18 protein-coding genes and 1 tRNA gene are annotated in these 23582 nt (G+C 66.0%); 7 read left to right on the top strand and 12 right to left on the bottom strand.

Annotation, left to right across the window (positions count from 1 at the left end; translation table 11 throughout):
- Positions 1-13: 13 nt before the first annotated feature.
- The 4 genes from AC1DEZ_RS26565 (at position 14) to AC1DEZ_RS26550 (ending at position 3820) form a co-directional block, all read left to right on the top strand.
- A tRNA-Met gene (locus AC1DEZ_RS26565) sits at positions 14-90 on the top strand.
- Positions 91-365: 275 nt separating this feature from the next.
- Positions 366-1658: an alpha/beta hydrolase gene (locus AC1DEZ_RS26560; protein WP_441513528.1), complete on the top strand. Its 1293-nt coding sequence runs from the start codon at positions 366-368 to the stop codon at positions 1656-1658.
- Between the two features lie 144 nt (positions 1659-1802).
- Positions 1803-2960 (top strand): acyl-CoA dehydrogenase family protein, encoded by a 1158-nt coding sequence (locus AC1DEZ_RS26555; RefSeq protein WP_476781193.1) that lies wholly within the window; start codon positions 1803-1805, stop codon positions 2958-2960.
- Complete coding sequence (locus AC1DEZ_RS26550) at positions 2960-3820, top strand: HTD2 family dehydratase (protein ID WP_476781192.1); 861 nt, start codon at positions 2960-2962, stop codon at positions 3818-3820. The genes AC1DEZ_RS26555 and AC1DEZ_RS26550 overlap by 1 nt, the downstream gene beginning before the upstream one ends.
- 13 nt (positions 3821-3833) lie before the next feature.
- Here AC1DEZ_RS26550 and AC1DEZ_RS26545 read toward each other — a convergent pair whose 3' ends face one another.
- Together AC1DEZ_RS26545 and AC1DEZ_RS26540 are read right to left on the bottom strand one after the other, a co-directional pair.
- Complete coding sequence (locus tag AC1DEZ_RS26545; protein ID WP_476781191.1) at positions 3834-5099, bottom strand: MATE family efflux transporter; 1266 nt, start codon at positions 5097-5099, stop codon at positions 3834-3836.
- Positions 5096-6118 carry a glycosyltransferase family 4 protein gene (locus AC1DEZ_RS26540; protein WP_476781190.1) on the bottom strand — a complete coding sequence of 341 codons (1023 nt, stop codon included), beginning with the start codon at positions 6116-6118 and terminating at the stop codon, positions 5096-5098. Before AC1DEZ_RS26540 ends, AC1DEZ_RS26545 begins: the two co-directional genes overlap by 4 nt.
- 284 nt (positions 6119-6402) lie before the next feature.
- Here AC1DEZ_RS26540 and AC1DEZ_RS26535 point away from each other — a divergent pair, with 284 nt between their 5' ends.
- On the top strand, positions 6403-7575 hold the full coding sequence (locus AC1DEZ_RS26535; protein WP_476781189.1) for a DUF1972 domain-containing protein: 1173 nt from the start codon (positions 6403-6405) through the stop codon (positions 7573-7575).
- Positions 7572-8813 (top strand): glycoside hydrolase family 5 protein, encoded by a 1242-nt coding sequence (locus AC1DEZ_RS26530; RefSeq protein WP_476781188.1) that lies wholly within the window; start codon positions 7572-7574, stop codon positions 8811-8813. The genes AC1DEZ_RS26535 and AC1DEZ_RS26530 overlap by 4 nt, the downstream gene beginning before the upstream one ends.
- Here AC1DEZ_RS26530 and AC1DEZ_RS26525 read toward each other — a convergent pair.
- A complete protein-coding gene (locus AC1DEZ_RS26525; RefSeq protein WP_476781187.1) occupies positions 8755-10098 on the bottom strand; it encodes a VpsF family polysaccharide biosynthesis protein in 1344 nt (447 codons plus the stop codon). The two genes, AC1DEZ_RS26530 and AC1DEZ_RS26525, sit on opposite strands and share 59 nt — an antisense overlap.
- Positions 10098-12194: an exopolysaccharide transport family protein gene (locus tag AC1DEZ_RS26520; protein ID WP_476781186.1), complete on the bottom strand. Its 2097-nt coding sequence runs from the start codon at positions 12192-12194 to the stop codon at positions 10098-10100. Before AC1DEZ_RS26520 ends, AC1DEZ_RS26525 begins: the two co-directional genes overlap by 1 nt.
- A gap of 285 nt (positions 12195-12479) precedes the next feature.
- On the opposite strand from AC1DEZ_RS26520, the gene AC1DEZ_RS26515 reads away from it, so the two are divergent.
- Entirely contained in the window at positions 12480-13976 is a 1497-nt protein-coding gene (locus AC1DEZ_RS26515) for a glucosamine inositolphosphorylceramide transferase family protein (protein ID WP_476781185.1), read from the top strand.
- Here AC1DEZ_RS26515 and AC1DEZ_RS26510 read toward each other — a convergent pair.
- From AC1DEZ_RS26510 to AC1DEZ_RS26475, 8 genes are all read right to left on the bottom strand, one after another.
- A complete protein-coding gene (locus AC1DEZ_RS26510; RefSeq protein ID WP_476781184.1) occupies positions 13900-15063 on the bottom strand; it encodes a GNAT family N-acetyltransferase in 1164 nt (387 codons plus the stop codon). The genes AC1DEZ_RS26515 and AC1DEZ_RS26510 overlap by 77 nt on opposite strands.
- Positions 15060-16055 carry a sterol desaturase family protein gene (locus AC1DEZ_RS26505; protein ID WP_476781183.1) on the bottom strand — a complete coding sequence of 332 codons (996 nt, stop codon included), beginning with the start codon at positions 16053-16055 and terminating at the stop codon, positions 15060-15062. Before AC1DEZ_RS26505 ends, AC1DEZ_RS26510 begins: the two co-directional genes overlap by 4 nt.
- A gap of 136 nt (positions 16056-16191) precedes the next feature.
- Positions 16192-17421 (bottom strand): peptidase T, encoded by a 1230-nt coding sequence (pepT, locus tag AC1DEZ_RS26500; RefSeq protein WP_476781182.1) that lies wholly within the window; start codon positions 17419-17421, stop codon positions 16192-16194.
- 201 nt (positions 17422-17622) lie between these two features.
- Positions 17623-18603 carry a peptide ABC transporter ATP-binding protein gene (locus AC1DEZ_RS26495; RefSeq protein WP_476781181.1) on the bottom strand — a complete coding sequence of 327 codons (981 nt, stop codon included), beginning with the start codon at positions 18601-18603 and terminating at the stop codon, positions 17623-17625.
- Entirely contained in the window at positions 18600-19622 is a 1023-nt protein-coding gene (locus AC1DEZ_RS26490) for an ABC transporter ATP-binding protein (RefSeq protein WP_476781180.1), read from the bottom strand. The genes AC1DEZ_RS26495 and AC1DEZ_RS26490 overlap by 4 nt, the downstream gene beginning before the upstream one ends.
- Positions 19623-19625: 3 nt before the next feature.
- Positions 19626-20537 carry an ABC transporter permease subunit gene (locus tag AC1DEZ_RS26485; RefSeq protein WP_441513543.1) on the bottom strand — a complete coding sequence of 304 codons (912 nt, stop codon included), beginning with the start codon at positions 20535-20537 and terminating at the stop codon, positions 19626-19628.
- Between the two features lie 40 nt (positions 20538-20577).
- Positions 20578-21588 carry an ABC transporter permease subunit gene (locus tag AC1DEZ_RS26480; RefSeq protein ID WP_441513544.1) on the bottom strand — a complete coding sequence of 337 codons (1011 nt, stop codon included), beginning with the start codon at positions 21586-21588 and terminating at the stop codon, positions 20578-20580.
- A gap of 279 nt (positions 21589-21867) precedes the next feature.
- The gene (locus tag AC1DEZ_RS26475) at positions 21868-23484 is read right to left on the bottom strand and encodes an ABC transporter substrate-binding protein (protein WP_476781179.1); all 1617 of its coding nucleotides are present in this window, start codon (positions 23482-23484) and stop codon (positions 21868-21870) included.
- Positions 23485-23582 lie beyond the last annotated feature (98 nt).

Below are 23582 nucleotides of genomic sequence, written 5' to 3'. Positions count from 1 at the left end.
CCCATATCCTTACCGCGGGGTGGAGCAGCCCGGTAGCTCGTCAGGCTCATAACCTGAAGGTCGTCAGTTCAAATCTGGCCCCCGCAACCAAACACAAAAACCCGTCGCAAGCAGCGGCGGGTTTTTGCGTCTAAAATCCAGAAAAAAACAAGAGAAAAGAACCCCTACAATCCGCCAAAGCGGAACACCCCACGCACCAGCACTTCAAAGCCACACTTGATCGCCGACCACATCAGGGGGCCGGCCAACGGCTTGACCGTTCGGCAGGAACGCTGCCTAGTCTGGAACTGGCTGTCACAGCTCAGCATCATTCCCGCACGATAACGCGATGTCGGGACAGAGTGGCGTGGTGATCGGGGGCGGGCATGCGTGTTGCGTTACTTCACAAGGCCGGGCTCCGGTCTTTCTCGGCGGGAGCCGCAGCCCTGCTGCTCGCGGGCTGCGCCGGGGATGTGAAGGGGGTGCTCCTGCCCGTGAGCTCGGCGGCTACGGATACGAGCAAGGTCACCATGCTGGTGGCGACGACGCGCGCGCCCGACGAGGACGCCGGCATCCTGTTCTCCGGCGAGCGCGGCAAGCCGTCTTTCGCTGAAATTACCGTTTCGCTGCCGCCGGCATCCCATCGCAAAATCGGTGAGGTGCAATGGCCGAACCGCCTGCCCGGCAATCCCGAGACGGACTTCGTCACGCTCAACGTCGAGAAGCTCGATCAGGCGCAGGCCATCTCGCTATTTCATAAGGCCGTGACCAAGGTGCCGAAGCGCCGGGTGATGGTGTTCATCCACGGCTTCAACAATCGCTTCGAGGATGCGGTCTATCGCTTCGCGCAGATCGTGCACGACTCGAATGCGAAGGTCGTGCCGGTGCTCTTCACCTGGCCGTCGCGCGGCTCGATCTTCGCTTATGGCTACGACCGCGAAAGCGGCAACTACTCCCGCACCGCGCTCGAGAACCTCCTGCAAAGCCTGGCCCGCGATCCGGCGGTTGGCGAAGTCTCGATCCTCGCCCATTCGATGGGCAACTGGGTGACGATGGAGGCGCTGCGCCAGATGGCGATCCGCAACGGCAGCATCCCGCCGAAGATCGCCAATGTCATGCTCGCTGCGCCGGATGTCGATGTCGACGTCTTCCGCAGCCAGATCGCCGATATCCATGGCAAGCGGCCTCGGTTCACCGTGTTCGTCTCGCAGGACGACCGGGCATTGGCCGTGTCGCGGCGCGTCTGGGGCAGCGCCGCACGGCTCGGCGCCATCGATCCCGATGTCGAGCCTTATCGGAGCGAGATCGCCGAATACGGCATCACGGTCCTCAACCTCACCAAGCTGCGCTCCGGCGACAGCCTGAACCATGGCAAGTTCGCCGAGAGCCCGGAAGTCGTGCAGTTGATCGGCTCGCGTCTGGTCGAGGGGCAGCCGATCACGGATTCGCGGGTCGGCCTGGGCGAGCGTCTGATGGAGGTGACCGCCGGCACCGCGGCGGCTGTCGGCACGGCAGCGGGCCTCGCGATCTCGGCGCCGATCGCCGTCGTCGATCCCCACACGCGCCGGAATTTCAACGACACGATCCAGCAGGTCGGTCGCTCCGTATCCGATGCCGGTCAAGCGACCGGGGATGCGGTCGCCGCCCCGTTCGAGGGGACTGGGCAGTCGGGCCGTTGAGAATGAAGCCCGCGCGCATCGGCATCGGTTGGCGCTGACGCGGGGCTTCCCCTTCACGGAGGCTCTTCCTCGTCGGCCGGCGGAGGGCTAACCACGAAGGGTATCGGGACGCGGTCCCAAGCGTCCGACAGCTTCGAGGCCGCCATGCAGCATGCTTCCGACCACAACGACATTCGCGATGCGGTTGCGAAGCTCTGCGCGGACTTCCCGGGCGAGTACTGGCGCAAGCTCGACCGCGAGATGGCCTATCCCGCGGCGTTCGTCACGGCGCTGACTGAAAGCGGCTTCCTCTCGGCGCTGATCCCGGAGGAGTATGGCGGCGCCGGTCTGCCGCTCTCGGCTGCGGCCGTGATCATGGAGGAGATCCAGCGCCAGGGCTGCAACGGTGCCGCCTGCCATGCCCAGATGTATGTGATGGGCACGGTGCTGCGCCACGGCAGCGAGGATCAGAAGCAGCGCTACCTGCCGAAGATCGCTTCCGGCGAACTGCGCCTGCAGGCTTTCGGCGTTACTGAGCCGACCAGCGGCACCGACACCACCGCCCTGCGCACCACCGCGCACCGCGAGGGCGACCATTACATCGTCAACGGCCAGAAGATCTGGACGAGCCGCGCCGCACAGTCGGACCTGATGGTGCTGCTCGCCCGCACCACGCCGCGCGATCAGGTGCAAAAACGCACCGACGGGCTCTCGGTCTTCATCCTCGACATGCGCGCGGCGCTGAAGGACGGCCTGACCATCCGGCCGATCCGCACGATGATGAACCACGCCACCACCGAGGTCTTCTTCGACAATGTGAAGGTTCCGGCCGAAAACCTTGTCGGCGAGGAGGGCAAGGGCTTCCGCTACATCCTCTCCGGCATGAATGCCGAGCGCATCCTGATCGCGGCCGAGTGCGTCGGCGACGCCAAGTGGTTCATCGACAAGGCCTCGAACTACGCCAGGGAGCGGCATGTCTTCGGCCGGCCCATCGGCCAGAACCAGGGCATCCAGTTCCCGATCGCCAAGGCCTACGCCAATATGCGCGCCGCCGAACTGATGGTGCGCGAGGCGATCCGGCTCTACGAGGCCGGCGCCAATCCCGGTGCCGAGGCCAATATGGCGAAGATGCTTGCGGCGGATGCCTCCTTCGAGGCAGCCAATGCCTGCATCCAGACGCATGGCGGTTTCGGCTTCGCCGAGGAATACGATGTCGAGCGCAAGTTCCGCGAGACACGGCTCTATCAGGTGGCGCCGATCTCCACGAACCTGATCCTCTCCTATCTCGCCGAGCACGTGCTGGGCATGCCGAGGTCCTATTGATGGCTGCGTCCGGCATCTCCGAACTCGACATCGATCACTTGCGCGGCTGGATCGGCCGCGAGGATATCGGCGTCGACATTGTCAGCGAGGATCTGGCGCGGAAGTATCACGCGACCTTCGATTATCCCGGCGAGGCGCCGCAGCACGGCGAAATCGTTCCGAGGCTGATCCATTTCTGCCTGGCCCAGCCGGCGGCTCCGACCGGCACGCTCGGCCCGGACGGGCACCCCGCTCGGGGCGGCTTTCTGCCGCCCGTGCCATTGCCTCGCCGGATGTGGGCGGGCGGCGCATTCGCCTTCTCCGGCGATCTCAGAGTGGGTGATGTCGTCAGGCGCACCTCCCGGATTGCCGATGTCATGCTGAAGAAAGGGCGCACCGGGCCGCTCTGCTTCGTCACCGTAGAGCACCGCGTCGAAGCGAATGGAGTGCTCGTGCTGCAGGAACGGCAGGACATCGTCTATCGCGGCCTCAAGAGCGCCGCGGGCGCGACAAAGCAGCCGCCCCCTGCCGAGCAGGGCGCTCATCAGCGGCCGATGCGCGCCGAGGCGCCGCTGCTGTTTCGCTATTCCGCGCTGACGTTCAACGGCCATCGCATCCATTACGATCGCCGCTATGTCACGGAGGTCGAAGGCTATCCTGGTCTCATCGTCCACGGTCCGATGCAGGCCGCCCTGCTCTGCAACTACGCCGCCGAGCTGCGCGGCGCCCCGCCTCGGCGCTTCAGCTTCCGTGGCCTGTCGCCGCTGTTCGACGATGACGCCTTCGCATTGCACGCGACGGAGGAGGGGGCCGGCTTGAAGCTCTGGACGGCGAAGCAGAACGGCACGCTCTGCATGACGGCGGAAGCCTCCTGGTCGTAAGGGCGGCCGCCGGTCAGCCGGATCTGGCGATCGACGGCATCGCCTTCTCGGCCGCGCGCTGCCTGGGCCAGACCACGGCCCAGCTGCCGATGAGGACGATGACCTCCGACAGCGCTCCGCCGAGAAGCACCCAGGAGGGAGCGGCCGTCAGCAGCAGGACCAGCACCACCATCATGCCGATGGCGGCGGCTATCGCCGAGAGGATCGCGATCGAGCGGAAATCCTGGGCGATCTCGAGCCAGATGCGGGGCATGACATAGAGCAAGGGCATGCCGCTCATGACCCATGCCAGCACCGATATCTTGAAGAAGCGGGTGTCCTCGAGGCTTTCCGGCAGGATGAGCGGGAGCGCGAGCAGAATGACGATCCCGTAGACGACGCCCAGCGCCGCCAGCGGTATCGGCCAGTAGCGCAGCAACCGCCCGACCTTCCCGGAGTCGCGATGGGCCATGAGCGCCGTCATCTCCGGATGCATCATATTGGCGAAGGCGGTGGAGACGATGCGCAGCGGCACGAAATTGACCAGCGCAGCCGCGATCGGCGCATAGGCTGCCGGCCCCGCTATCGTGGCTACCAGCAGCGCCATCCCCTGGCCCTGGAGGTTGGTGATCGTCACGCTCAGCAGCGACCATTTCAAATCCCGCCAGAGCTTGCGATAACGCCGCCAGACATGTGTGCCGAAGCTCAACCGCACCGGCCGCCGGCCGAGCGCGAGCATCACGGCGATGCCAAGCGCGTTGGCCGTCATCATGACGAGGAATGTATGCTGCAGGATATGGGTGTCGTTCCACACGACCCATGCTGCGCCGAGCGAGCCGCTGATCGTGAACGTCAGATCGCTGGCGCTGACCAGCATCTGCCGATTGCGGGCGAAGAAGACCGTGCGGATATGCGCGCGTGCGGTCCACAGAGCGACGAAGGCGCCGCCGCTGAAGGCGCCTTCCGGAAGCCAGCCGCTCAGGGCGAAGGCGACGCAGACGCCGAGCAGTGCCGACAGCAGCGCGGCTGCCGAGCCGAAGGTGATCTCATAGGCCCCGGCCGCGCCGACGCTATGGCTGCGGGCGATGAAGATGCTCGCCGGGAGAGCCGTCAGTGCGCGGATATAGGTGAGGCCGATGCCGCCGACCACCATGACCAGCGCGAAGACGCCGTAATCCCACGCGGATACGGAGTGCAGCAGGACGAGGTTGAGGCCCAGGTGAAACGCGCTCTGCATCGCCTCGCCGCCGACCATGACGACGAGCTTCAGGATCAGACGGCGCAGGGATTCGAAGTTCATTGCTGAGCCAGCCGGCCGCGGGAGAGCATGTCCTCGACAACCGCGCCGATGGCGCGGGCGACGGCGTGATCGCTGAACAGCGCCGAGAAGCGTTCGCGGCCCGCACGCGCCATGGGGGCGAGCATCTCCGGCGCGAGGACCACCTGCTTCAGCGCTTCTGCGAGGGCATCGGGGTCGCCGGGCGGCAACAGCCGGCCGGTCACACCGTCCACGACCACCTCCTGCAGGCCTCCGATCGCCGAAGCCAGCGGCGGCCGGCCGAACGCCATGGCTTCGATCGCGACGCGGCCGAGCGACTCCGGCCGGCGCGACGGCACCACGACGATGTCGGCCCACTGATAAAGCGGTGTGGGATCGTCGCGGAAAGGCTCGACCTTCACCTGCGGGTCGAGACCCGCGCTCGTCACCGCCTCGTGCAACGCCTGTTCGAGGGCGGGATCCTCGAATGCGCTGCCGACGATGCGGACCTCGAGCCGGTCTCGCAGATCCCGGGGCAGGGCACTCACCGCCGCGAGCAGGATTTCCTGGCCCTTGATGCGGTTGATGCGGCCGAGCATGAGGACACGCAGCCGCCGCCTGCCATCATAATCTGTGGGCGCCCAGTCGGCCGGCCCGGCCACGCCATTGTAAATGACATCCGCTTCATGGCCGTCCGGGAGCGGGAAGGCAGAGCGCGTCGCCTGAGAGTTGAAGATCAGCCGCGCCCGGCCCCAGAGGATCAACTGGCGCAGGAGCGTGCGCGTCATCCCTTCCGGGATTTCGTGGATATGCTGGATTGCCTTGCCGGCAAAGAATCGTGCGGCAAGCACATGGTCAACGATGACCGAGGTATTGATATAGACGAGGTCGCAACGGCGCATTCGCCGGGCCGCGCGCAGCATGGCGCGCGGCAGTTCGATCGGCGCCATGGCCATCAATCTCGGCAGATTCCTGCGGCGCAGCACCCATAGCGGTTCGATGACGATCCGGCTGGCGATCGGCTGGAGCAGGCTGAGGATCGGACCTTCGCGCGGGAGCACGACCTCGATATCGGCGGCCGGGTAGGCTTGGCGCAAGGCGGCTACGCTCTCGGCGAAAGCGCGATCCGACCCGTAGAGTTCATAGCCCTGATGAATGCAGGCGATACGCAGCGTCACAATCCGTTTCCATTCGAGGACGCCGCCATCGCGCTTCCACCGATCCGCATGGCCGGAAAGCGCGTCCTAACCATCTTCGATAAAAGCGGGATAAGTCGCAGAAATTCAAGGTATTCTTGAAGCTACGCGCTATCTTCGCGCAGCTTTGCGCCCCTCCGGATGAAATCATGGCAAATACCGCTCCTTCGTTGCTGATCCTCGGAACACGGGGTATTCCGGCAGCGCATGGTGGCTTCGAGACCTTCGCCGAGAAGCTCGCCTTGTTTTTGGTCGAGCGGGGCTGGCAGGTCGGCGTGTACTGCCAGGACGAGGTTCCGGCCGTCACGCGCCGGTTCCACAGCGAATCCTGGCGGGGCATCGAGCTCATTCGCACGCAGGTGTCGTCATCGGGGCCGCGCGCGACCATCGACTTCGACTGGCATTGCGTGCGGCATGCGGCGCGGCGTCCGGCGCTCAGCCTCGTGTTGGGATATAACGGCGCGATCTTCCTGCCTTATCTGCGCCTCGCCGGGCGGAAGATCATGACGAATATGGACGGGATCGAGTGGCGCCGGCCGAAATGGTCATGGCCCGTCCGCAGTTGGTTCTGGATGAACGAGTGGATCGCGGCCTGGTCCTCGCACCGTCTCGTGGCTGATCATCCGATCATCGCCGACCATCTAGCGACGCGGCGTCCGCGCAGCGCCACGGTCATGATTCCCTATGGCGGCATGCCGATCAGGATGGCGCCGGCAAAGCCGCTCGCCAAATTCGGGTTGGAGAGCGGCCGCTACCTGATCTCGATCGCGCGGATCGAGCCCGACAATTCGATCCTCACGCTGGTCGAGGCCTTCTCGTCCAGGCCGCGCGGCATGCGCCTCGTCGTTCTCGGCAATTTCTCGGACGAAAACGCCTATCATCGCCAGGTCAAGGCGGCCGCTGGGCCGGAAGTGATCATGCCCGGCGCGATCTACGACGCCGAGACCGTGAGGGCCCTGCGTTTCCACGCGCGCGGCTATCTGCACGGACATACCGTCGGCGGGACCAACCCTTCGCTGGTCGAGGCGCTCTGGGCAGGGAACCCGGTCATCGCCCATGACAATCCCTATAACCGCTGGACCGCGGGTGAGGCGGGCTTGTTCTTTGCTGACGAGGCGAGCTGCTCCAATGCGATAGGGCGGCTGCTGGCCGATGATGAACTGGCGGCTCGCCTGAAACAGGCTGCGCTCGGGCGCGCCCGCTCCAGCTTCGAATGGCAGGCGGTCCTCGAACACTACGAACGCGAGGCGCTGGCCCTGCTCGGTCTCGAGCCGGAAGCTGCCGTCGCTCCGGCCGAAGTGGCCGGCGGCCGCAGGGGATGACGGTCAGCCGCCGTTCTCTGCTGGCGGGGGCGATCGGGACGGCGGCGATCGGCGGCGGTCGCGCTCATGCGGCGCGGCCCCTCGGCATCCGGCGCGGCGTCAATCTCTGGCCATGGTTCTCCCTGACGCGGGAGCACCCCGCGCCGCGAACCGATTATGATTGGCCCCCGTTCCAGCTCGACCGGCCGCTTCCGACGCGGGCGGATCTCGCTCTCTTACGTCGTGCGGGCCTCGACTTCGTCCGGTTGCCCGTGGACCCCGGCCCGTTCCTTGCCGCAGCTCCCGCCGTCAGGGCGTCATTGCTCGATCAGGTGATGGCCGCGGTCGCGCTGGCGCAGGGCGAGGGGCTTGCCGTGATCGTCAATCTTCACGCCAACGGCGCGACGCATTACTGGACGCCTTCGCGATTGTTCGGAACCTTGGATGCTCCGGCGTTTCCGGCCTATCGCGATCTCGTGGTGGAGCTGGCGTCGCGACTGGGGCGGAGCGATCCGGAGCGGACGGGATTCGAGCCCGTCAACGAGCCGCTCCAGGCCTGCGGCTCCGCTGAATGGGGGGAGACGCAGAAGCGGCTTCTGGCCGCCGCCCGACTGGCCGCGCCGGGGCTGACATTGCTGGCGACCGGCGCTTGCGGCAGCATGATCGCAGGTCTCGAACCCCTCCGGGTCCGCGAGCTCTCGCTCTATGAGCCGCTGCTCTTCACCTTCCACTTCTACGAGCCCTATCTCTTCTCGCATCAGGGCGCGCGCTGGATGAGCGAACCGGTCTATCGGGCGCTCAACGCCGTGCCCTGGCCAGCGGCGCGGGGAAGCCTCGACGCCACCCTCGCTGCGGTGCGCGCCAGGATGGCCGCGCTGGGTGCGCCGGCACAGGGCAGTGGAGCGGCCGCCTATCGCGAGACCGAGCGCGTCCTCAAGGAATATTTCGATGCCCAGCCGGATCGCCCCTTCATCGACGGCTATCTGCGCCGGGTCCGTGCCTGGGCGGAGCGCGAGGGCGTGCAGCCCGGCCGGATCCTGATGGGCGAGTTCGGAGCGCTGCGGTCCGGGGGCGGCACCGTCGCCTCCGCTCCGGACGATCGCGCCCGCTATGTGCGTGACGTCAGGCTCGGCGCCGAGGCGCTCGGGTTTCCCTGGGCATTCTGGAACCTGTTCGACAGCATGGGGATGATGGACGATGTCAGCCGCCGGCTCGACCCGGCCATGATCGCGGCCCTCGGTCTGCGAATGCCGGATTGAGCCGGTCGCAACCGCGCCTTTCCGGTCGATAAAGGCACAGAATGACGATGACGAATTTCGCCGGCATCGTCGTCTTCGTCGCGATGCTCTCCGAGCCGTTCAGCAGGATGATCCAGACGATCATCGGGAGCCAGACGCCGGGGCGTCCGCGCCCCAATTCGTACATGAAGAGGCCGAAGGCCAGCGTCACGAGCGCGGTGATGATCGCCCCTTGATAGAGGATCATACGCACGAACGGGTTCTCGATGCCCCACTCGAGTCCGTTGACGCGGCGCAGGGTGTCGACGAGCTGCACATCGGGCCCGATGACGAGGTCGCCGATCGAAAACATCTGCAGCAGCTCGAACATCTCCTTGCGAGCATTGGCACTGCCACCGTCGGAGACGAAGCGCGTGGCCACGTCGTCGAAGAAACCAAGCGCCGCCAGCCCGCCGATGGCGACGGGCAGGAGGGCTACGAGCACGCAGCCGATGGCGGCCGCGATCAGCGATATCCGCCCGCTCCGCAGCAAGGCGAACAGCTGTACCGTGCCGTAGCAGAGGCCGAACGCCAGCGACGTCAGAAGCGCGGTCCGGCCGCCGAAGACCACCAGGGCGGCGCTCTGCAGCGCGATGAGGACGCCACGGACCGCCGGCGGCAGGGAGCGTGACCCGCTGATCAGAGCCATCAGATAGCAGGCGGTGATCATGGCGTTCGCCAGCGGATGGCCGTGAAACGCGCTGGAGCGCGTGTCGGTTTCGAAGACGGCGCCGTCGAAGCGGTAGGGAAAGAGCCGGAATTGCGTGACGAACTCGAAGAGCGCGAGCAGGGCGTTGAGGGTCATGACGACATGCAGCATCGTCGTGAGCGTCGTCATGGTCTCGTCGTCGGCATCGACGAGCAACAGGACCAGCAGGCAGACGGCGACATAGGTGTCGACCATGCCGCCAAGGCCCGGCCCGTCGCGCATCACCGTGACGACGATCGTCGCCATCGTCACCAGCAGCATGAACAGCGTCGCCGGCCGAGCACTGACGAGATGAATGATGCGGCTGACCGGATCCCCGCAGGCGATCAGGCTCCAGCCGAACAGGAGCACGATCATATAGGTCGACGGATGGATCTTCGTGGCGGCGGCGCCGGTGAGGCCGTCATAATTGTAGCCGACGAGCCAGAGCATGCCGCCCGACACGCAGAACAGCACCAGGACGGTGGCGAAAAGACCGTAGCGCGTCAGCCCATCCAGGTGAGCCCAGCCCGGTACCCCACGAGCCGAGGCCTCGGCCGTGAGGCCGGCGGCAGGCATCAGCCTCGCCCGTCGGCGTCGATCAGGATCGTTGCCGTCACCGAGCGGCCCATGACGCGTGCGGATTCGACCGCCCGCATGATCTCCTGCTGGCGCGTGGTGTAGAGACGGGCGACGAGCACGATCTCCTCGACCATGCCGACCAGCGGGGCGATCTTCACATTGCGCTCCAGCGGGCCGCCGTCGATGACCACGATGTCGAAGTGACGGCTGGCATCCCCCAGCATTCGCATCGCATAGCTGCGTGCCAATGCCTTCTGCGTTGCGGCTTTCGGACGACCGGCGGACATCAGCGCGACATCCTTGGCGTCGCTGAAGTGAATGGCGTCCTCGAAGCTGCATTCGCCGCGCAGAATATCCATCAGCCCGGCCGGGCCGCCCTGGACCGGTTCGGTTGTCGTATCGACCAGCAGGACGCGCTCTCCGTGCTGGACTCCAGCGCTGGCGAGCAGGTCGGCCGCATGCTCCCGCTCATCGCCATCGGCCTCGGCCGAAATCAGCAGGGCGCTGCGGGCGGCCGGGATCGGCACATCCGTGGGCTTGAACAGCAGGAGCAGCGCGAGTTGCGCCGCGCCGTCCGTCTCCGCTTGCCGGCCTGTCGATCGCCGGAACCATCGGCCGAAGCCGCGCGGGGGCGCCGTCCGGGGGCGCAGGACGCCGACCACGGGAGCGCCGATCAAAGCCTCGGCCTGCGAGCGGGAGAGCAGATGAGGCGCGGCATACTCGCGAAGCAATGCGAGGCCGGCACCGAGGCCCAGCCCGAGGACGGCCGCCGCCGCTGCAAGCGGAAATGTCGGCGGCCAGCTCGCCTGTAATGGCGGCTGAGCCCGGCTGATGATGCGGGCGTTGGTGGTGTCCAGATTTGCCTGCTCGCGTGTTTCCTGCGCGCGCAGCAGGAACGTCGCATAAACCGCGCGGACCGCTTCGAGATCGCGCTGGAGCTCGCGCAGCCGGACCGACGCCTGGTCCGCCCCTTGCGTCTGCCGCGTCAGGGTCTCGAGCTTGCTGGCGAGCAGCTTCTCATTGCCGAGCGCGCGCTCATATTCGGTGCGCACGGACTGCTCGACCCGCTCGATCTCGGTCGCGATGAGGCGGCGAACGTGGACGAGCTGGTTTTGTACCGCCCCGATCGACGGGTGGCGCGGGCCGAACTGGCTCTGCAGATCGGCTTCGCGCTGAACCAGGGCGGCCTCCTGCTCCCGCAGTCTTCCGATGACGGGCGACTGTAGTGCCTCCATCGAGCTGCCGGCCAGGGCGCCGCGCCGGCGTTGCTGGGCGATCAGCTCCACCTGCGAACGGAGGGTGGAAGTGCGCGCCTGGGCTGCCGAGAGCTGATTGCTGATCTCGCTGAGCTGCTGCTCGCTGATCAGGCGTCCGGACGCCGCGACAAGATTGTTTTCGGCGCGATAGCGCTCGACGGCGTTCTCGGCCGCCTCGACCCGCTTGCGCTGTTCCGCCAGCCGGGCTGTCAGCCCCTCGGACGCCTCTGTCGCAGCGCGGCTTCTGGCATCGGCCTGGTCGGCGAGATAGGCTTCGGCGATCGCGTTGGCGAGCTTGGCCGACTTGTCGGCGTCGCGCGTCGTCACGACCACGTCCAGCACCAGGACCTTGTCCGCGCGCCTGACGGAAATCTTCCGTCGGAGGTTGGCGAGCGTCCGCGCCTCGGTGGGCGTGAGGGTGCCGTCCGGGGCAGGGGCATCTGTCGCAATCCGGCCGAGAAGGCGGCTGAGAAGCCCCGCGCCGTTGAATTCCGTGTCCTCGGTGAGTTTCGTCGTCCTGATCGCCCGAGCCAGCACGTTCGTGGACTGGACGACGCTGGCCTGGCTCTCGACCTGCGCCAAGCCGCCATCCGGCGAGACCGTATTGGGGTTGACGTCGTTGCTGACGACGTTCCGGTCGCGCGGATCGATCAGGAGCTGCGCCGAGGCGGTATAGAGCGAAGGCGTCAACAGCCCGTAGGCGAGGGCCAGCCCCGCCAGCAGGCCGGCGACGGCCAGGATCATCAGGCGCCGATGCCAGAGGATGCGCCAGAGCTCGGAGACTTCGACGGCGCCATCCGGGCGGCGACGAAAGGTCTCCTGAGGAGGCGGCTGCACCGTTTCCTCCTGCCGATGAGCGGTCGCAGCCAGACTTGTCATTCCTCTACTCGGACAACGCAACGCGATGCCGCGGTGTCGTCCGACCGCGGCTTCCAGGCGCGACCCTGCCACGAACTCCTTAACAACTGCTCCGATCGGTCGAGGCTGAACGCTTGAGCGGGCTTGCGCGCGGGTCGGGCGGGGATAACCAAATCGAAATGCGGATGTTGGAGAATGCTGGCTGCTTTGGCGTAGTTGCCGCAAGAAATGCGGCTGGGCTTGGATATGAGATTGAGATTGTACATGGGTGCTTCGCCCTTGCGGCGGTGGCATCTGGTCCTCATCGAGCGTCTCCGGGCGATCCCCGGCCTGACGCTTTTGGTCGTTCCGCCGGCAGTGAACGCAGCCGACCCACATCGGCTCGGTGGTCTCTTCCGCGTCGAGGGCTATCTGCACGGCCTTCAGCCCGATGGCCTTTTCACGCTGGCCCGGCCGGCTGAGGCGGCTGCGGTGGCCGCCGCGCCAGGGCACGACGAAGCCGACTTGCTTCTCGATCTCGGCAGCGATGAACCGGCCGGACCAACGCGCCGCTGGGTCCTTCGCTTCGAAGGGCAGGCGGGAGAAGCCGCACTCGTTTCCGCTCTTCTTGCCGGCGGCGTTCCCTTGGTCGAGCTGACGGAGAATGGGGCGCTGATCGCCGCAGCGCGGCCGGGCAGCGATCACGGCCGCATTCTGCTGGCGAAGCTCGACGATATCCTCAGCCGCGTGATCACCTTCATCGTGGCGGCGGTCGAAGGCAGCCGCATGCGTGTGCCGCAGCTGCCTGCCGAAGCCGAGCCTTCGCCCACGCCCCATACCGGCCTCGCGCGGACCATGGTCCGCGCGGTGACTTCGAATGCGGTCGATCGCATTTACCGCCGCTGCTTTCACGCCCCTCACTGGCGGGTGGGCTGGCGCAAGCTCGACGGCCCGGATCTTTTCGATCTGAAGCGCCATCCCGACGCGGGCTGGCGCGACCTGCCCGATGACGGCACCCGCTTCTATGCCGATCCGTTTCCGATCCTGCATCGGGGGCGTCTCACGCTCTTCGTCGAGGATTTCCCCCACGCCACCGGCAAGGGCATCATTTCGGCGGTGGAGTTCGGGCCGGATGGTCCGATAGGCCGCCCCGAGCCAGTTCTCGAACAGCCCGGCCATCTCTCCTATCCCTTCGTCTTCGAACGGGACGGGCAGGTCTGGATGATCCCGGAAAGCTCCGGCGCCGCGCGGGTGGATCTGTTTCGCGCGACGGCATTCCCCGGCGGCTGGGTCAGGGAGGCGACGCTGATCGACGGCGTCGTCGCCAGCGACGCGACGCTGATCGAGCATGGCGGTCTATGGTGGCTGTTTGCCACGGTGCGGGACGGCGGCGGCTCCCATTCGGACACGCTGCATCTCTGGTCGGCGCCGGATTTCCGCGGTCCCTGGAAACCGCATCCCCGCAATCCCGTGCTGATCGATATCGCCTCGGCCCGGCCGGCCGGGCAGATGACCATCCGCGATGGTGTTTTACTGCGCCCGGTGCAGGACTGCCGGTTCGGCTATGGCAAGGCTCTCGGCATTGCCCGCGTCACACGGCTCGACCCCGAGGGCTTCGATCAGGAGATCGAGACCATCATCCAGGCAGGTGCTCTCTGGCCTGGCCGCCGCATCCACAGCCTCAACCGGGCCGGCGGCTATGAATTCATCGACGGCTCGGCAATGGCTCGCCGGCCGCTTCTGGCTGGTCTGCGGCCGGTGCCGGCGCTCGCCGGCTCCTGATGGCGTGCCGGGCGCCGTCGGCGAGGACGGCGAGCCGCCCGACCAACGTGCGCCCTCCCGAAACCGAGTCCAATGTCACCGCCTGGGTGGCGAAGCGCCGCTTGAAATCCTCGCCGCCGCAGAGGAAATCGACCATCGGCAGGCCCTGGTCGATCGACCACTGGATGTAGTCCATCATCAGCACCATGCCCGGCGACGCCCGCTCATGGTCTAGGTCATAGGTGGTGACGAAGGCCATCATCCTGTCGCGCTGCACCAGATTGATCGAGACGGCGACGACGCTATCGCCGCATTCGAGCAGGAAGACACGCAGGATGCCGAGCTTCGCCATCACGCCGACGAGCGCGGTGAGGGCCGGAGAGCCTTCGTCGAACAGATCCGAGGCATGGCCATGGCGCTCGAGCCATTTGCGCTTGAGGGCGGCGACGCGCAGCAGCACGGGCTCAAGTGGCTCTTCCGGAGACATCAGCCGGAAGCGGACTTCCCCGGATTCCTCCATGAATTTGCGCCCGCGCCGGTAGTTCTGCCGCGTCTTCTTCGACTGCTGGTCGAACCAGAGCGCGCCACGATTCCAGGAGCCGCTCACACGATAGTTGATCTCGGTGCGGTGGTTCGGGCTCAGACGGAGAGCTGCGTTGTCACCCGTCAGGATCTGGCGGGCGAGGGCCTCGGGCGCAAGCCGGTTGAGATAGGCCATGTCGAAGCGGCCGGCTTTGGCGATCGCCCGCCACAAGGCGGCTGCGGCCTCGCGGCTCCAGCCGGGAGCCACGAGGATATCGCCATAGTCGCTGTGTTCCTTCGCCGCCCATTCAAGGATGCGGATGCCGCGGCGCCTGATCGTGGCGAAAGGCAGCACGGCCTCCAGGTTTTCGCCATTCCAGACCAGGCCGATCAGCAGCCCGCGCTGGTCGCGGCCCGGCGTGGTCCGCCACCAGGCGCTGATCCAGCCATGGCTCTGGAAGACGAGGCCTTCGGCCTGCCGCCATAGCGCATCCCAGGCCGGAGCCAGCGCCGCAAGCCGCTCCTCCGAGGTCACGATCTCCAGCTTTCGGCCATCGACGGCGGTGAACTCGGCAGATGCGCTCACTGCTGTGCTCCCTCGGCCTCGGCTTCGGTGCGGCGAGCGGGGCGCGGGCCGAGCCGGCGTCGGATCTGGTGCCACATCCGCTTCAATGGCAGCAGGTAGAGCCCCGAAAGTGACTGGTAATCGCGGACGCCACGTTCCATCAGCCCGAACTTGAAGTCCTCATCCGGCTTCGGCACGCACAGCGTTCCGAACAACCGGTCCCAGAACGAGAACAGCAGCCCGAAATTCTTGTCGTAATGGCGCGGATCGACGCTGTGATGCAGCTGGTGCCAGTGCGGGCACAGGACGACGTTGTTCAGCGGCCCGAACGATATCTTGAAATGCGTATGCCTGACGAAGTCCATCATCAGGATGTTGCGCATGACGTAGACGTTCACGCCGAAGACGGTGAGTTCGATGAGGTTGAGCGAGACCAGCGACCAGATCCCGAAGCAGATGCCCGGGATCACCCCGTCCCAGGCCCGGTTCATCAATTCGTCCAGCGGATGGACGCGGTCCTTGGTGATGCCCACCATCACCTCGGCCGAATGATGAACCTTGTGCAGCTCCCAGAGGATGGGAAAGCGGTGCTGCGCAACGTGGTAGAGGTAATAGGAGATGTCGTAAGCCAGCAGCATTGTGACCGTGAAGATCACGGTCGTCACCGGCCCGGCCGGCCCCGGAATGAGGGGCGGATCGATCTGGAAGATCGTGGCGAGGATTTTGTTGGTCGCGTAGCCGACGGCCGCGACGAAGGCGACGCCCGCCGGCAGCATCAGGAACGGCATGATCGCCTTGCGCGTCACCCAGAACAGCAGATCCGCCTTCGCCGAAGGATGAGTGATGATCTCGTTGGGGAAGATGAAATCGAAGAACTCCCGGAAGTTCTTCTGCTCGGCCGTCCGCCAATAGGCGACCAGCGCGCTGACCAGCGCCGTCAGCAGCAGCAATCCCGTCGTCAAGAGGCTCGTCGCCGAAATCTTGTCGAGGATCTTGCCAATGAACTCGGTCATGCCGTCTAGCACCTGCGCTGGGGAGTGGCCTCCTTAGGCCACAAGGCTATTAAATATTCGGCACACTGCAGGAAACCTCGCGCCTTATGGTTAAGCGCGGTTGCGGGCGATGCTATCTGAAGGCGAGGCGCTGTCCTCAGCCACGCTCCGCCGCCAGCCGGCAGATCATGCGTGCGGTTTCGTAGGATTTCACGAAAGCCGGCACGGGCAGGAACTCGAAGCGCGAGTGAAAATTGCAGCCGCCGGTGAAGAAATTCGGCGTCGGCAGCCCGCGTGCCGAAAGCGCCGCCCCGTCCGTGCCGCCGCGCATCGGGATCAGTTTCGGCGCGATCTTCAGCTCGTCCAGCGCCGCGAGGAGCAGATCGACCGAGCGGCGGTCGTCACCCAGGCTGTCATGGATGTTGCCGTAGGTGTCGCTGACGTCAGACGAGACCCGTCCCGTCGGATAGCGCCGCGCGATCAGTTCCGTGACCGCGCCGATGCGGCGCTTGCGCTGTTCGAACCGCGCCTTGTCGAACTCGCGGATCATCACTTTCAGCCTGGCTTCGCTCTGGCCGGCGACGATCTCGGTGAACCAGAAATAGCCTTCGCGCCCCTCGGTGTTCTCAGGCGTCTCGCTCCGGTCGAACTCAGCGATGAAATCCATCGCCATCAGCAGCGGATTGACCAGCACGCCCTTGGCCGACATCGGATGGGCGCTGACGCCGGTGAAGCTGATCTCACCCTGGGCCGCGTTGAAGTTCTCGATGACGACCTCGCCCAACTCGCAGGCATCGATCGTATAGGCGAAGTCGCAGGCAAAGCGCGTGAGATCGAGCGCCTTGGCCCCGCGCAACCCGATCTCCTCGTCCGGCACGAAGGCGACGAGGATGTCGCCATGGGCGTCCTCGGGCCCGAGCTCGGCGAGCAGTGTCACGACTGCGGCGATGGCCGCCTTGTTGTCGGCGCCGAGCACGCTGGTGCCGTCGCCGACGATGACGTCCGCGCCGGCCCATGGTTCGAGCTGCGGGTGCTCCGCGACGCGCAGCCAGATGTCCCGCTCGCGGTTGAGGCAGAGATCCTGCCCTTCGAAGCGCAGGATCTGCGGGCGGATCACCGGCGAGAGCCCGACATCGACCGTATCGAGATGGGCGATGAAGCCGATGCGCGGCGCGCCCGGGCGCGTGCCGGTCTTGCGCGCGGTGACGGTGGCGTGCTCGTCGATGACGATATCGGCGAGACCGAGGGCTTTGAGTTCCTCGGCGAGAAGGGCGGCGAGGCGCTGCTGTCCGGGCGTCGTGGGCAGGTTCGTCGCCTGCGCGTCGCTCTGGCTCTCGACCGCGACATAGCGCAGGAAGCGCTCCGTCAGTTTCGCCGCAATGGACATCTCGACCCCACTCGTCAGGCAGCGCCATACCAGATGGCGCGCGCAGCGAGAGCTATCGCGTCGGCCGGCGCTTCGGCAAGACCTGCCGGAGCCCAAAGCATCGGGCCGAAAAGTGAGATCCACTTTTCGGAGAAATCCGGTGCTCAAACAACGAGATGGATCGCCACTTTGCGTCCGATAGGACGCACGGCGATCTAGCGGTCACGCCGCCTTGGCGAGGAAGTCCTCGGCGTAGTGACAGGCGACCTGCCGGCCGTCGATCTCGCGTTTCTCGGGGCGCTCGGCCCGGCAGCGGTCGGTGACATAGGGGCAGCGGGTCGAGAACACGCAGCCCTTCGGCGGGTTGAGCGGGGAGGGCAATTCGCCGCGCAGCACGATGCGCTCGCGCTTGCCGGCATCGACGCGCGGCGTCGAAGCCAGCAGCGCCTGCGTATACGGGTGCAGCGGCCGGGCGTAGATGCGCTCCTTCGGTCCGTGCTCGATGGCATTGCCCAGATACATCACCATCACATCATGGGCGATGTGACGGACGACGCTGAGGTCGTGCGAGATGAAGAGATAGGCGAGCTTCAGCTCCTCCTGCAGATCCGCCAGCAGGTTGAGCACCTGCGCCTGAATGGAGATGTCGAGCGCCGAGACTGGCTCGTCCGCCACCACGACCTTGGGCGAGAGGATCAGCGCCCGGGCGATCGCGATGCGCTGGCGCTGGCCGCCCGAGAACATGTGCGGATAGCGGGCATAGTGCTCGGGGCGCAGGCCGACCTTGGCCATCATCGCGCGCGCCTTTTCGGTGCGCTCGGCCTTGGAAAGGTCGGTGTTGATCTTGAGCGGCTCCTCCAGGATCGTGCCGATCTTCTTGCGCGGATTGAGCGAGCCATAGGGGTTCTGGAAGACGAACTGCACCGTGCGGCGCAGGCGCTTGCGCTCGCCGGCGGGCGGGTTGACGGCGTCGAGTCCGTCCAGCGTCAGCGCGCCCGAGGTGGGCGTCTCGATCAGCGTCGCCATGCGGGCGAGCGTCGACTTTCCGCAGCCGGACTCGCCGACGACGGCGAGCGTCCGGCCGGCCTCGACCGAGAAGGACACCTTGTTCACAGCCTGAAGCTGCGCCGGCGGGCGGAAGAGCCCCTGCTTGACCGGATAGATCTGCGTGAGTTCACGCGCCTCGATGACGGGGTTGCTCATCGCACGGCCTCCTTTGCCCGGCCGGCTTCGTCGCGGGCGCGTTCGGCGTCGCGCTGCGGATCGCCGAGCGGGTAGTGGCAGCGCACGCGCCCATCCTGCCAGGGGCGCAGCTCCGGCTGGACATTGCGCGAATGCTCGGTCGCATAGGCGCAGCGCGGGCTGAACAGGCAGCCCTTCGGCCGGTCGTTGAGGCCGGGCACCATGCCGGGGATGGTGGCGAGGCGGCTTGCATTCTCGCTGCGCTCGGGCAGGGCGGCAAGCAGCGCGGCCGAATAGGGGTGCTGCGGGTCGGCGAACAAAGCGTCGACCTTGCGCTCCTCCATGATCTGCCCGGCATACATCACCATGATGCGCTGCGCCGTCTCGGCGACGACGCCCATATTGTGGGTGATGAGGACGAGCGCCATGCCGCGCTCGCGTTGCAGCGACATCAGCAATTCGAGGATCTGGGCCTGGATGGTAACGTCGAGCGCCGTGGTCGGCTCGTCGGCGATCAGCAGGCGCGGATTGCAGGCGATCGCCATCGCGATCATCACGCGTTGGTTCATGCCGCCCGAGAGCTGGTGGGGATAAGCCTTGAGGCGGCTTTCCGGAGCGGGGATGCCGACCTGTTCCAGCAGCTCGATCGCCCGGCGCTTGGCGGCCTTGCCGTCCATACGCTCGTGCTTACGCAGCGTCTCGGCGAGCTGGAACCCGATGGTGAAGCAGGGATTGAGGCTGGTGCTCGGCTCCTGGAAGATCATCGCCACGTCCTTGCCGGTGAGCTGGCGGCGCTCGCGGGCGGACATGGTCAGGAGATCGCGGCCGTCGAAGCGCAGCTTGTCGGCGCGGACGCGGCCGGGATAGCCAACGAGGCCCATCAGCGCGAGCATGGTGACTGATTTGCCGGAGCCGGATTCACCGACCACGCCGAGAACCTCGCCCTCGTCGAGGGTGAGGTCGATGCGGTCGACGGCGCGCAGCGTTCCCTGCGATGTCGGGAATTCGACGCTGAGGTTTTCGATTTCGAGCAGGGGCATGGTTCAGCGCTTCAGCTTGGGGTCGAGCGCATCGCGCAGGCCGTCACCCAGGAGGTTGAAGGCGAGCACGGTGATGAGGATGGCGAGGCCCGGGAAGGTGACGACCCACCAGGCGCGCAGCACGAACTCGCGCGCATCGGCGAGCATCGTGCCCCATTCCGGGGTTGGCGGCTGGGCGCCGAGGCCGAGGAAGCCCAGTGCCGCGGCATCGAGGATCGCCGTGGAGACGCCGAGCGTCGCCTGCACGATCAGGGGCGCGGCGCAGTTCGGCAGGATCTCGGAGAACAGCAGCCGGACCGTCTGCGCGCCGCTGACCTTGGCCGCGATGACATAATCCTTGCTGGCTTCGGTGATGACCGCGGCGCGTGTGATGCGGACATAGTGCGGCAGCACGACGATGGCGACGGCGAGCATCGCGTTCATCAGGCCGGGGCCGAGGATTGCGACGATGACGATGGCGAGCAGCAGGCTCGGCATCGTCATCAGGATGTCCATCAGCCGCATGATCGCGATATCGGCGATGCCCTTGAAGTAGCCGGCGATCAGCCCGAGCACGATGCCGACGACGATGGCGACCGCGACGACGAAGATGCCGATCACCAGCGAGAGCCGCGCGCCGTAGAGCAGGCGCGAGAGGATGTCGCGGCCGATGGCGTCGGTGCCGAGCGGATAGGAGAGCGATCCGCCCTCCTGCCAGAACGGCGGCTTCAGGAAGACCGCATTATTGGTCAGATTGGGATCATGCGGTGCGATGATCGGCGCGAACAGCGCGCAGAGCAGCACCAGCACGATGACGACGAGCCCGGCAACTGCGCCGCGATTGGCGCTGAAATAGGTCCAGAACTCGCGCGCCGGATGGGGCGGCGTGCCGCTCGGTGCGGCGACGGCTGGGGCTTCGAGGGTTTCTGCGCTCATGGACGAGGGCTCCAATGGGAGCTGAAATGCGAAGGGCGGTTCATTTGGCGTGCCTGATGCGCGGGTTGATCAGGCCGTAGAGCAGGTCGACGAAGAGGTTGACGCTCATCACGACCATGCCGAGCAGCAGCGTGCCGCCCTGSAGSACSGGRTAGTCGCGCCGRCTGATCGCCTCGATCAGCCATTTGCCGACGCCSGGCCAGGAGAAGATCGTCTCGGTGAGGATCGCGCCGGTGAAGAGCGTGCCGACCTGCAGCCCGATGACGGTGACGACCGGGATCAGCGCGTTTCGCAGCGCATGCAGCGCGACGACCCGGATCGGCGCCATGCCCTTGGCCCGCGCTGTGCGGATATAGTCCTCGCCGAGCACCTCGAGCATCGCCGAGCGCGTCATGCGCGCGATGACCGCGAGCGGCACGGTGCCGAGCACGATCGCCGGCAGCACGAGATGCGACAGCGCCGACCAGAAGGCGTCGACGTCGCCGGCTAGCAGGCTGTCGATGGTCAGGAAGCCGGTGACAGGTTCGATGAAGTAYTGCACCGCRATGCGGCCSGAGACCGGCGTGATGCCGAGCTGCACSGAGAACAGCAGGATCARCAGCAGGCCCCACCAGAARATCGGCATGGAGTAACCGGTCAGCGAGATGCCCATCACGCCATGGTCGAAGATCGAGTTTCGCTTCACCGCCGCGATGATGCCGGCCGGCAGCCCGACGATCAGCGCGATCAGGATGGCGCAGAGCGCGAGCTCTATGGTCGCCGGGAAGAGCTGCCCGAACTCGGTCAGGACGTTCTCGCGCGTCACGATCGACTTGCCGAGATCGCCCTGGACGACACGCTCGATATATTTGCCGTATTGGACGAGCAGCGGCCGGTCGAGGCCGTATTCCGTGAGCAGCTGGGCATGGCGAGCGGCGTCGATGCCGCGCTCGCCAGCCATGGTCTCGATCGGGTCGCCCGGCACGAGCCGCACCAGGAAGAAGGCCAGCAGCGTGATGCCGATGAAGGTCGGGATGACCAGGCTCAGCCGGGTGAAGATGAAGCGCAGCATGGTTCTGCCATTCTTGTCGGCCGGAGCATGTCGTCCTGCGCGGCGGCCTGTCTTGTCACTTTAGTCGAGTTCGAATTCCGGCGCAGCGGAAACACCAGAATCCACGAAAGATCAAGAACGCGATGACAAAAACCGTGGAGGGGTATCGCGGTTCTCGCGTATTTGATCACGAAATACTTGAGAACGTTCGGGAATTCTGGCGCAACAATACGAAATTTTTCGGCGCCGGAAAAGCAATGAATGCTCTGCCGGCGCCGGTGATCGTCGGGCGTTCGGGTCTTATTTCGCGATCGATACGCCGTAGAACGGCTGTCCTCCGAAGAAGTGGATCTTGTAGTCCTTCACTTCCTTGCGCACCGGCGTGAAAGCCTGCGCATTGGCGAAGAGCAGGCCCGCCACATCCTCGTGGAACAGCTCCTGGAAACGCTTGTAGAGCTTGGTCCGTTCGCCCTGGTCGGTGATCGTGTTCGCCTTGGCGAGCGCATCCGAGGCCTCCTGGTTGCACCAGCGCGCGCGATTGGCCCCGGTCTTCACGCCCTCGCAGGTCCAGCCCGAGAGCAGGATCTGGCTCGGATCGGGATAATCCCAGGTGTAGCCGAACATGCCCACTTCGTGGTCGCCGGCCCGGCCGCGCTTGAGGTATTCGCCCCATTCGAAGGTCTGGATCGTCGCCTTGACGCCGATCTTTGCCCAGTCGGCTTGGATCAGTTCGGCCGCGCGCCGGCCGTTCGGCATATAGGCGCGCACGACGGGGATGGCCCAGAGCGTCGTCTCGAAGCCGTTCGGATACCCGGCCTCGGCCAGCAATGCCTTGGCCTTCTCCGGATCATAGGGACGCGGCTTGAGCTCGGTGTTGTGCGACCAGAGCGAAGGCGGAACCGCCGCCGCCGTCGGGTTGCCGGTGCCCTGATAGACCGCGTCGATGATCGCGGGGATGTTGGTGGCGTAGGCCAGCGCCTCGCGCACCCGCTTGTCGCCGAAGGGCTTTTTCTGCTGGTTGAAGGCAAGGAAGCTCTGATCGGCGATGCTGCCCTGCAACAGGTTGATCGTCGGCTCGGTCTTCATCGCCGGCAGGTCACCGGGATTGGGGTAGCGCGCGATCTGGCATTCGCCCGAGCGCACCTTGGCGAAGCGCACCGCGGCATCGGGGGTGATCACGAAGATCAGGTCGTTGACCAGCGCCATGCGGTCGCGGTTGCCGACGGCCTTGGTCCAGTGATCCGGCACCGCCTTGAAGCGGATGATCGCGTCCTTCTGATAGGAGAGCAGCGAGAAGGGGCCGGTGCCGATCGGCGCGAAATCGACCTGCTCGGGCGTGCCGGCCTTCAGCATTGCGGCTGCGTATTCGGCCGAGAGGATCGACATCGGCTCGACCGTGAGAGCAGACAGCATCGGCGAGTTCGGTTTGGTCAGCGTGAGCTTGACTGTGTAGTCGTCGACCTTCTCGATCGACTTCAGGCTCGGCTTCACGATCTCGCTGAAGAACTGGTAATTGCCGCTGCCGACCTTGTTGTAGGGGTTGCTCGCATCGAACATCCGCTCGAAGGAGAAGACCACGTCGTCGGCGTTGAACTCGCGCGTCGGCGTGAAGGCCTTGTTGGCGTGCCATTTCACGCCCTTGCGCAGCTTGAAGGTGTAGGTCAGCGCGTCCTCGGAAATCGTCCAGGACTCGGCGAGGCTCGGGATGATCTGCGAGCCGCCGCGTTCCGTCGCCGTCAGGCGCTCATAGATCTGCGCCGCCACATCGTAGGCCGTGTTCTGGCTGCTGAATTGCGGGTTCAGGAAATCGGGACTGGCTTCGGAGCAGACGACCAGCGCCTGGGCGTTGGCGGCGGCGGGTAGCGCAAGGGCGCTCAGCCCCAGCGTCAGGGCGAAGGAGCGGGCACGAACGGACATGGACGTTTCTCTCGGGACAGGCGGGAGGGGGATCGGGCGCGGGGCGTCGTGCCCCATCGTCTCCGCCTCCCGGAACGCGGCCCCGCCGGGGCCGCGTC

It is taken from the genome of Allobosea sp. 10L422, assembly GCF_056395345.1.
This window is presented reverse-complemented; position numbering and strand designations above follow the sequence as displayed.

Excerpts from the sequence above, each read along its gene's own strand:
- AC1DEZ_RS26560 (WP_441513528.1), top strand. The coding sequence starts at position 366 with ATGCGTGTTGCGTTACTTCACAAGGCCGGGCTCCGGTCTTTCTCGGCG.
- AC1DEZ_RS26555 (WP_476781193.1), top strand. The coding sequence starts at position 1,803 with ATGCAGCATGCTTCCGACCACAACGACATTCGCGATGCGGTTGCGAAG.
- AC1DEZ_RS26550 (WP_476781192.1), top strand. The coding sequence starts at position 2,960 with ATGGCTGCGTCCGGCATCTCCGAACTCGACATCGATCACTTGCGCGGC.
- AC1DEZ_RS26545 (WP_476781191.1), bottom strand. The coding sequence starts at position 5,099 with ATGAACTTCGAATCCCTGCGCCGTCTGATCCTGAAGCTCGTCGTCATG.
- AC1DEZ_RS26535 (WP_476781189.1), top strand. The coding sequence starts at position 6,403 with ATGGCAAATACCGCTCCTTCGTTGCTGATCCTCGGAACACGGGGTATT.
- AC1DEZ_RS26530 (WP_476781188.1), top strand. The coding sequence starts at position 7,572 with ATGACGGTCAGCCGCCGTTCTCTGCTGGCGGGGGCGATCGGGACGGCG.
- AC1DEZ_RS26525 (WP_476781187.1), bottom strand. The coding sequence starts at position 10,098 with ATGCCTGCCGCCGGCCTCACGGCCGAGGCCTCGGCTCGTGGGGTACCG.
- AC1DEZ_RS26515 (WP_476781185.1), top strand. The coding sequence starts at position 12,480 with ATGGGTGCTTCGCCCTTGCGGCGGTGGCATCTGGTCCTCATCGAGCGT.
- AC1DEZ_RS26505 (WP_476781183.1), bottom strand. The coding sequence starts at position 16,055 with ATGACCGAGTTCATTGGCAAGATCCTCGACAAGATTTCGGCGACGAGC.
- pepT (WP_476781182.1), bottom strand. The coding sequence starts at position 17,421 with ATGTCCATTGCGGCGAAACTGACGGAGCGCTTCCTGCGCTATGTCGCG.
- AC1DEZ_RS26495 (WP_476781181.1), bottom strand. The coding sequence starts at position 18,603 with ATGAGCAACCCCGTCATCGAGGCGCGTGAACTCACGCAGATCTATCCG.
- AC1DEZ_RS26490 (WP_476781180.1), bottom strand. The coding sequence starts at position 19,622 with ATGCCCCTGCTCGAAATCGAAAACCTCAGCGTCGAATTCCCGACATCG.
- AC1DEZ_RS26485 (WP_441513543.1), bottom strand. The coding sequence starts at position 20,537 with ATGAGCGCAGAAACCCTCGAAGCCCCAGCCGTCGCCGCACCGAGCGGC.
- AC1DEZ_RS26475 (WP_476781179.1), bottom strand. The coding sequence starts at position 23,484 with ATGTCCGTTCGTGCCCGCTCCTTCGCCCTGACGCTGGGGCTGAGCGCC.